Genomic DNA, 8,802 nt, shown 5'->3' with positions numbered 1-8,802 from the left:
GGCGTAGATTTTCTGGAGTCAGCGGCGAGCGATAGTATTTCGCCGACTCGGGGTGTGGCGCAGCCCGGTTAGCGCGTCTGCTTTGGGAGCAGAAGGCCGCAGGTTCGAATCCTGCCACCCCGACGAGAGTATGTATCGGACCTGTTAAGAACCGAGCGCCAGTAGCTCAGCTGGATAGAGCAACGGATTTCTAATCCGTAGGTCGCAGGTTCAAGTCCTGCCTGGCGTACCACCGGCCGTGGTGTCTGGCAAGAACCGGACGGTCCGCGACAACTGGTGACGTGGCCGAGTGGTTAGGCAAAGGTCTGCAAAACCTTGTACGGCGGTTCGATTCCGCCCGTCACCTCAGACCAGCCTCGTTTCTGTATAGAAGCGGGGCTTTTGTTTTGGCTGCCGGTGATAAAGACTGATGATGATTCTGGCGACAGTGAGGGCACCCGGTCTGTGTCGTCGATTATAATGATGACGTTGGAGTCACGAAAGAACCACGTCGGCTCCTACGATCAAGAAAGGTATTGAGGCAGAAGGACAAGATTGCGGGCGGAACCGACGGCGCGATTCCAGTTCACGATTCTGACACCGCATAGGGATCGCGAATCGTAAGGCGGTGCCCACAGCTAGGGAAACTCGCTGTGATGCGGCACGATCGGTGGAGTACCGTCGCGCAGCTCGAACCCGGCGGCAAGAGCAATCCCAAGATCCTGTTCTCTCACTAGCGCGGCGTACCGAGCGGCCCAAGCCGGACAGATGTAACACGCGAAGCAGACTACACTGGGCTCGATCGCGAGATCCAGAACAACCGCGCCCGCGTCCTGAAGCAGTCGCACGACATCCGGGGGATCATACGATGACTCCGGATCGCACTGTCGGCCGCCGGAGAAGTAGCGAACGACCCATACAGCGGGCGTGTCCCACACAGTGAACCGATTCGATACCGTGACATTGGGTGGAACAGGCCGGGAGCCTTCGCGGTCGAGAGTCAAGAAGAACTGCTCGCTGTACTCCACGACTTCCTCATCAGGACCGGTGTCCCATCCCGCTCCGGTCGTCACCCGCATCTCTTCTCCCGGAGCAAGGGTTGCTGGCGGCGGCCAGTCCGTGGTCTCTTGGCAATACCTTCTCACGATCGGTGCCACCGTGTCGATCGGTGCTCGACCGAATATCTCGTCCACCTGAGCGCAGCCGTACCAGAGGTACAGCGGCGACGGGGACTCGTTCGCAACCGTCAGGGTTACCTGAGAATCCTTGTGGTATGCCTGCCTGTCCGTTCGAACGGTGATGAATTCATCCTCGGGGCCTGCGAGCTGGCAGGCATACAGACCCAAGCAAATCAAGGCAAGGGAAGATGCTGGACGTCTCATGGTGCATCCACTAGGATTACGATCCCGCAAGGACAAACGATCGCGCTCCGGACACGTTGTGCGCCTCGATACGAGCCGTGTAGACGCCTGCCGCCAATCCTAAAAGGTTCACATCCACCCAGTGCCGCCCGGACCCGTAGACGCCTTCTACCGGGACGAGGACACGTCGGCCGAGCACATTCAGCACCGTGATCTGAACGTGTCCCGCCACCGGAATCTCAAACTCCAAAGTGACATGTTCCGCAGCCGGTTTTGGGTGGATCCCAAGGGCGAAGTTGTCCGGGCCGGGAGTGGCATACTGCTCTGACTGCTCGATTTCAAATTGCGATAGCGCCGGATAGAGGTAGCGTACGTGACTGGCTGCATGGTGGAGCCAGCGGATCATCTCGTACCGGTCTGGACCGCCAGGGACAAAGAGGATTGCAGCTGTGATCTCCTGATATTCGCCGGGGTCCATTCGGAAAGGTCCCGTGCTGAGCAGCAGCCGTCGATCCCCCGGTTCATTCGGGGTGCCGTCCGCATAGATGTTTTCCTCGCTCCAATACTCCGGCGGATCCGTTGGGAAGATGAAGTTGGCCGCTTCTGTGTGAAAAGGGCAGCCCCGATTTATAGTCCATCCAGAGCACATCGGTGTGCCGTCTCGATAACGAGCCTGCAGGTAGTAGTAGAACTCGTAAGCGTACTTGGGCAGACCCTGAACGGAAGCATTCCTCTCGAAAGAGAACACTTTCTTGAGGCCCAGCCGTTCTCCCAACTCGTCCGTTTCTCCATCACGGTCATTGTCCACGCCGTCGCCGTCAACCGTGGGACCGTCGATCAACCGGATGCCCAGTGCGGGCGGACGGCTTCCATAGCCAAACGGGCCCTCGTCCACGTTGTCGCCATTGTAGGTGAAGGCCAGTCCACGCGTCGAGTCAGAGCCGATGTAGTCGTCGTCGGGATTCCCAAGATCGGTTTCGGCAAAGATTCCGAAGAAGGCATCTTCCAGCGGCTGTGATCCCCGGTACACCAGCTCAAACCGGTACAGCGTCGCGTACGGTACCCACCAGACATCGGAGCTTCCGGATACGAAGGCGGTCACACGCACTTCCATACCAACTGGTTCGGTGCCGGTGGACAGGTGCCGGTTTCCCGCATCGTTCAGAATCCACCAGAGGGTCTGATCGCCGTGGACGTGCGGCCTGTCGCCACCGATCAGATCGTAGTTGTGCGGGTCCCCGTCACCGTCGTGGACGGGCGCACCAAGGTGCCACGGCCAGTCCAGCATATCCGGCGTCGCGATCCCTGTATCGTCATACTGGCGGATGTCGTCGTCGGAGACATTGAAGATGCGATCGTACGGCGTGCAGTCGGCGGCGGGCTGGCCTTCGATGTCGAGCGGGCCCGGCCACAGCTCGAAATCCGAGTACAGGCCCGCACTCATGCGCAGTTCGTTTCCGACCATCCCACCGAACCAGAGACTCACTGTATTGATCGCATTCGAGCCGCTACCCTTGGGCACTTCGTAGACCGGACTTGGCTCAGCGGGGTCGGTCCACATCAGGCTGCCGTTGTTCGTCAGAACTGCCCGAACATCGTTCGTGGATAGCTCCGATACGGCCGTGCCGGGACCGCATGGCTCCTGCGCGCTGGCGCTCGACCACGAGATCAGAAGCAAGCTCAGGCAGGCCCAGAGTCGTATGGCATATTCATGTCTCATGGGACCGGCTCGCGTGTGTACGCAACGGTGAAGCTTGCTGCGGACGGGCCCGGGAACGCGGGTAACTCGGCGGCGGCAACTCGGACAATTTGGAAGCGAACATCCGACGGAATGATGATGCGCTCAACAGATAGAAGCCGCGAGTCGTCTGAAAGGGCGGCAACGGCGGAATCGGGGTGGACGCCAACGATCTTCCAATTCTCAAGCGCATAGGCGTGAAAGAGTACGGTAGCCGTGAGGCTATCCCGCAGGGACGACAGATCATCGGTCGCCACATCCGAAGCACGGCGAATCTGAATCGTGCCACCAGTGTATCTCGCCGACCGAAAAGCAGCCTGCGCACTACCTCGGTTCTCTAGATATGCCTCAACGGTTTGGGCGCCGTCTCGATCTGGCCAGCCCGGGATCGTCGGATCATGTGTCCACGTCCACAAAATGGCTTCTGCCGGGGCAAGATCGGTTTCGCTTCTCCCCCACCCGGTGATGCATCCGAACCAGTCCTTCGTGTCGAACCGGTCAAATCGGTACGCGGCTATACAGGGATCGAAGGGCCTAATCGAAAGAGTGTCTCCTGTGATGTTCGCTGCAACAAGCGACAGCTCGATCGGCTCTCCGGCTGCATAGTCCGACTTATCCGTCCGCGCTTCGAAAATAGGTTGACCGTCCTCGCTGTCGCCGTCGAGATTTGATGACAGTTCACAGCCCGTGTAGGTCAGCGCGAACACGGCAAACACGATACAGACTCCGGTGCGACTGACTTGGTCGTTCCTCATTCCCGAACCTCAAACTCAATCCAGTCGGAGAACCTTCTGGCACTGGAGAGCGATGTCACGTGGGAACGGTAGCGTCCGAGACTCAATCTCTGCTCAACACCATTCGAGTCTCGGAACGTCTGGTCCCCTTGTATGGCACACTGGTGTCTTGCGGGACTGGTTCACATGGTCCACTGGACAGTCGCAACGTACTTACGGCGCTGGCCGTGACCACGAATGCCGTTGCGATCGGATAGCAGCGATACCCAAACGGACGAACGTGTCACCTGAGCGGTCAAGAGGATCAGCGAGGACGGGCCCCATCACGCCGTTACCGGGCCACCACTAGGCTTCTCGTTTCCACACGGTCTCCCGCCATCAGCCGGACGAAGTACACACCAGCGGGCAGCGAGGCCGCGTCCAGCGAGACTTTGTGGCTGCCGGGGCCGAAGGAGATGAGGGACACGGACCTGCCCAGCAGATCGATCACTTCGAGGGTCACTCTCTGTGGTTCCACCATGTCGACGGCAATGGTCGTCCTGTGGCCCGTAGGATTGGGATAGACTGATACACCGGACCGACGCGCTGGCAATACGGTTTCCGATCTACCGACGTTCACGATTGGTGATCCAAATGTCAGACCGCCCACGTTCGCATAGCCGAGAGCTGTGGTCGGGCCATCAAAGACATCGCGAGAGATGAGCCCGACATCGGCTGCGTAAGCCTCAGCTTCAAAAAAAGACCCATCCCAGAGCTCAATCCACAACGTCTTGATTGCTGCAATCCGCTGCCCAGCGAACGTCGTGTCGTATCGACCATCTACCACTGCGCGCTGACGCGGAACGACGTCAAGCGTGTCACCAAAATCGGCGTGGTACCAAGGCCGGGTCGAGTCAGGTTCTAGGGGATCCAGCGCAATGTCATCAAAGGAAAGAACAGCACCGACGGCATTGTAACGTAGGTAGCTACGGAACGTACGTACAAGCGTGAACGACGCATCGAAGAACTCCCGTACGCAGACGAAATACTTCCGATTATTTGCGATGGTATCTCCAACGACAGTGGCCCGCTCGTACGATGGCACCGGGAACAGAAAATCTGTAGTCGTCCAATGCCACTCGTTGCGCACTTCAAGGGGATGGTAGCGTCTGGCGTCGAGCGTGTCCGGGATCACGTCCTGTGCGGTGGCGGAGACCGCAATACCCAGAGAAAATATGAGCGCTACGGTACGCATCACTTCGCAACCACGAACGTGGTTCGTGTAACTCGCTCGCCGTTCGTTGCCTGCACTGCGTAGGCGCCGGAATGCCAGCCGGCCACATTGATCGAGGTCTGCGTCTCCGATGCAGGAATGTCGTCCTGTCCAACCATTCTGCCGACTAGATCGAAGACCTTTATTCTCGTTTGCCCTGTGAATATCGACGGGACGTGGATTGTAATTATGGACGCGGCCGGATTCGGGAATACCACCAGCGTACTTCGGCCACGCGGGTCTGTCGTAGGATCGACGCCCACGTAGAACGTGAAATCGATAGGAACGGCCACGCTAGATACGACCGGATCGTTGCTAAACACGAACGGCGTGTCCAGCACGGGCCGTGCGAAATGGTCGCTCGCCTTGCACACCAAGCACGGGTCCCACCCAATCAAGCGAACAGTTGCCGTGTCTCCGGCAGCGATGGAGATGTCAGGGAATGGGTGAGGATAGTCCAAGACGCCAAATGCGAAAGAGACATCAAATGTTGTGTCCGGGAGGACGAGGTCCAGCACCCAGCCATACGGGAATGTTATCCCAAATCGCAAGCTGTCGATGGTCAGCGACTCGTTGCCGCGATTAATGATCTCTGTGTAGTTTTCCGCACCCGGGCGGTTGCCGAACAAGACCGGACTCGGCACCACGTTAATTACTGGCTGCGCCGTGCCACAAAGCGGAAGTAGCAGGACAGCTAGCACACCGATCGTCTGTTTGCCGATCTTCTGCACGAGCATGACGTTTTCGGTTCCCGTTGTGCCACCCGATCACGCGGACATTGTACGCAGAGAGATTCCCCACGCCAAGCAGGAAATGGTTACCCTGGCCGTCAGGGGGAGTCTGCACGACTTCGTTTGGCCGACCCTGCCGCAAATTCAGATCCGGTCCCAGAAGCTCCCCTGCCTACGGGCAAGCTGTGGCGCGACGTTCTGCACATACACGCGACATTCCTGAAATTGAGCGCACACTGGACGACTGACGCGCCGCGTAGCGATTGAGTAAGTTTGATCCAGCCAAACTTCGTCATCGCCATGAATCGTATTCCCGACCCTCCCGCCTCGCACATATCCCGCCGACACTTCAACAAGATGGCAGCGGCGGCGCTGGGTCTTGGGCCTGTGTTGTGCGGCCGTGAACAACAGGCTGTATCTCCGGCGGCGGTCCATGAACGCTCCGATGAGGAGAAGCTTGGCATCGCACTCGTGGGACTCGGCCGCTACTCGACTCGCCAACTCGCACCCGCTCTCGAAGAAACCCGTTTGTGCAAGCTCGCGGGCATCGTGACCGGCACGCCCTCCAAGGCGGACCGGTGGATGCAGCAACATCCCGAACTCGAAGGCCACGTATACGACTACGAGACGTTCGACCGTATTGTCGACGACGACGCGATCGATATCGTCTATGTCGTGCTGCCGAACAGCATGCATGCGGAGTTCACCATCCGGGCGGCAGAGGCCGGTAAGCATGTGATCTGCGAGAAGCCGATGGCCGTCTCGGCAGCAGAGGCGCAAACGATGATCGACGCGTGCGAAGCCGTCGACAGAAGGCTTTACATCGGCTACCGACTGCACTTCGAGCCGCATAATCTTGAGACAATGCGGATCGGGCAGGAACGAGTCTACGGTGCGATCAAGTACGTGCAGACGGCGTTCGGCTTCCGACTCGGCAACCCGAACCAGTGGCGGCTCAAGAAGTCGCTGGCGGGCGGGGGCGCCCTGATGGACGTGGGCATCTACGCCCTGCAGGCCGCGCGGTATGTCACCGGAGAAGAGCCCGTGCAGGTGACGGCGCAGGAGTTTAAGACGGACCCCGAGAAATTCGCGGAAGTCGACGAGACCATCGCGTGGCAGATGACATTTCCGAGTGGTTGCATCGCCACGTGCGCGACGACCTACGCGGCCTACGAGGAGCGACTCTACGCGTCGGCCGAGAACGGATGGGTGGAACTGCGACCTGCCTACGGGTATGGCGGGATTAAGGGACGGACGTCGGAGGGCCCCATGAACTTTCCGCAGATCAACCAGCAGGCACGGCACATGGACGGCGTAGCCGACAGCATCATCCACGGACACGAATCGAGTGTTGATGGCTACGAGGGACTGCGCGACATGCGTGTCATCGACGCGATCTACGAGAGCGTTCGGACGGGACGCGCCGTCGCCCTTTAGTCCGGGCAGGGCGCGGAAGCCAGGCTGAGGCCAGTAGTGCACAGCGAAAGATCACCTGGTGGCCGGGCTGACTGGAGGGGCCCAACCCGGTAGCGATCCGTGAAGCGGGCTGCAGCGTCACGGCGTCAGTCATACCGAACAGAGATTCCCTCGAGGGTATTCGTAGCGCCTATCCCGCGTGTATCGTGCACCGTAGTCCTCCGGCCGTGCTACCGCCATGTTGATCCACTCTTGGAATACTGCCTGATCGCAGCTTTCACAACCCATTCACACAGAACGATTTGAACGTTTTGGTCGATTGGAGTATAATGGGTGCGTGGAGCAGTTGAACAACTTTAGTGTTATGCCCTGACTGCGTTTTAAGTTTAACCGTGTCGCAGAAACGTTCATACGGCACATCCAACCCCCTGATCGCCATGATTAATCGTCTTAGTACACTCCTGGTCGCATCTGCTTTCCTTCTGGCCGGATGCTCTGACTCTCTCGTTGACTCGCCGTCTGCGGCTGACGACAGCCTCGGCAAGCGCGACCGGGCAGCCGGTCAGCAGACGCTGACCGTTGTCGAAACCGCCCTGGCCGTTAACGCCGACTCGGGTGAGTTCTCAACACTAATTGCTGCGCTGAGCCACGCCGGCCTCGTAGAGGCACTCGACGCGTTTGAGCAGGTCACAGTATTCGCCCCGACGGACGCCGCCTTCGCTGCGATCGGTCTGAATGCCGACAACGTTGCCGCTGCTTTTCCCGAGGACGATGACGTGGCCGCGCTCACGAACATCCTCCTGTATCACCTGAAGGAGGGTCGTCAGTTCTCGCGGCCGGTCCTCAACAAGAAGCAGATTGAAATGGTCAACGGCGGCTTCACGTATCCCGATGCTTCTGGCCCGTCACTCGTGGATGCCAACGGCGGTGCTGCACCGTTCGTCGGCACTGACGTGCCCGCCAGCAACGGTGTGATTCACATCATCGGAGCCGTGCTTCTTCCATAGAGGCCTCCTGGTCGACGCCTCGCGCGTCTATACGAACAGAGAGCCCGTTCGCCGTCGAGGCGGACGGGCTTCTTTCGTGTTGAATTGTTTCAGGTGGGATAAATTCTGCCGCCTCATCAGGCAGTCGCGAGCTGATATCAGGTCGCCCCGAAACGATCAAGAACACGGTTCGATTCCTCCGCCACCTCAGAGAAAGCCCCTGCCGAAAGGTCGGGACTCTTGACCTGCTGAAAGCACGGGATGCTTGCGGGGTTGCACGGAAACGACGGTTTCGTGCCAGCAGAATCGTGCAAGTACATCGGGTCGGCGCAGGCGATCTCATGCCTGTCGGCACAATCGGGAGCACCCGGCGACGGCGGGGTATCACGATGACAAATGCACCAGTCGCGCGGGTCGCGCTCGGGCTTCGGGCCGTCGTCGACGTCACCCGGCCGCGTCGCCCTCCGGTTGCAGATCGGCGCCGGGGTCCGCATCCTCGACCCAGTATGCAAGGGTGAAGACGATCGATACAACGATGACGAACTCGATCTTCATCAGCACAAACTGCCAGACCGACTCCTCATCGCCGAAGAGGCCATATAGCC

At 59.3% G+C, this 8,802-nt stretch carries 8 protein-coding genes and 3 tRNA genes; 5 read left to right on the top strand and 6 right to left on the bottom strand.

From position 1 onward, the window contains the following. Positions 1-48 precede the first annotated feature (48 nt). The 3 genes from HKN37_14305 to HKN37_14295 all read left to right on the top strand — a co-directional run bounded on the left by HKN37_14305 (position 49) and on the right by HKN37_14295 (position 346). Positions 49-123, top strand: a tRNA-Pro gene (locus tag HKN37_14305). Positions 124-155: 32 nt separating this feature from the next. Continuing rightward, a tRNA-Arg gene (locus tag HKN37_14300) sits at positions 156-232 on the top strand. 43 nt (positions 233-275) lie between these two features. Further along, positions 276-346: transfer RNA gene (locus tag HKN37_14295), tRNA-Cys, on the top strand. A gap of 271 nt (positions 347-617) precedes the next feature. On the opposite strand, the gene HKN37_14290 is transcribed toward HKN37_14295, so the two are convergent. From HKN37_14290 to HKN37_14270, 5 genes are all read right to left on the bottom strand, one after another. Then, positions 618-1,361 carry a hypothetical protein gene (locus tag HKN37_14290; GenBank protein NNE47820.1) on the bottom strand — a complete coding sequence of 248 codons (744 nt, stop codon included), beginning with the start codon at positions 1,359-1,361 and terminating at the stop codon, positions 618-620. A 16-nt stretch (positions 1,362-1,377) separates the two neighbouring features. Continuing rightward, positions 1,378-3,060 carry a T9SS type A sorting domain-containing protein gene (locus HKN37_14285; protein NNE47819.1) on the bottom strand — a complete coding sequence of 561 codons (1,683 nt, stop codon included), beginning with the start codon at positions 3,058-3,060 and terminating at the stop codon, positions 1,378-1,380. Continuing rightward, on the bottom strand, positions 3,057-3,833 hold the full coding sequence (locus HKN37_14280) for a hypothetical protein (protein NNE47818.1): 777 nt from the start codon (positions 3,831-3,833) through the stop codon (positions 3,057-3,059). The genes HKN37_14285 and HKN37_14280 overlap by 4 nt, the downstream gene beginning before the upstream one ends. Positions 3,834-4,143: 310 nt before the next feature. Next, positions 4,144-5,046, bottom strand: a complete 903-nt coding sequence (locus tag HKN37_14275; GenBank protein ID NNE47817.1) for a T9SS type A sorting domain-containing protein — start codon at positions 5,044-5,046, stop codon at positions 4,144-4,146. Further along, a complete protein-coding gene (locus HKN37_14270) occupies positions 5,046-5,801 on the bottom strand; it encodes a T9SS type A sorting domain-containing protein (protein NNE47816.1) in 756 nt (251 codons plus the stop codon). The genes HKN37_14275 and HKN37_14270 overlap by 1 nt, the downstream gene beginning before the upstream one ends. Before the next feature lie 294 nt (positions 5,802-6,095). Between HKN37_14270 and HKN37_14265 the strand changes: the two genes are divergently transcribed. Together HKN37_14265 and HKN37_14260 are read left to right on the top strand one after the other, a co-directional pair. Continuing rightward, complete coding sequence (locus tag HKN37_14265; GenBank protein NNE47815.1) at positions 6,096-7,232, top strand: Gfo/Idh/MocA family oxidoreductase; 1,137 nt, start codon at positions 6,096-6,098, stop codon at positions 7,230-7,232. A gap of 416 nt (positions 7,233-7,648) precedes the next feature. Then, entirely contained in the window at positions 7,649-8,218 is a 570-nt protein-coding gene (locus tag HKN37_14260; protein NNE47814.1) for a fasciclin domain-containing protein, read from the top strand. A gap of 423 nt (positions 8,219-8,641) precedes the next feature. On the opposite strand, the gene HKN37_14255 is transcribed toward HKN37_14260, so the two are convergent. Beyond that, a partial coding sequence (locus HKN37_14255; protein NNE47813.1) for a hypothetical protein occupies positions 8,642-8,802 on the bottom strand: 161 nt, incomplete at its 5' end.

Source organism: Rhodothermales bacterium (genome assembly GCA_013002345.1).
Taxonomy (GTDB): Bacteria; Bacteroidota; Rhodothermia; order Rhodothermales; family JABDKH01; genus JABDKH01.
Note: the sequence above shows the minus strand (reverse complement) of the source record. Positions and strands in the feature narration are given on the sequence as shown.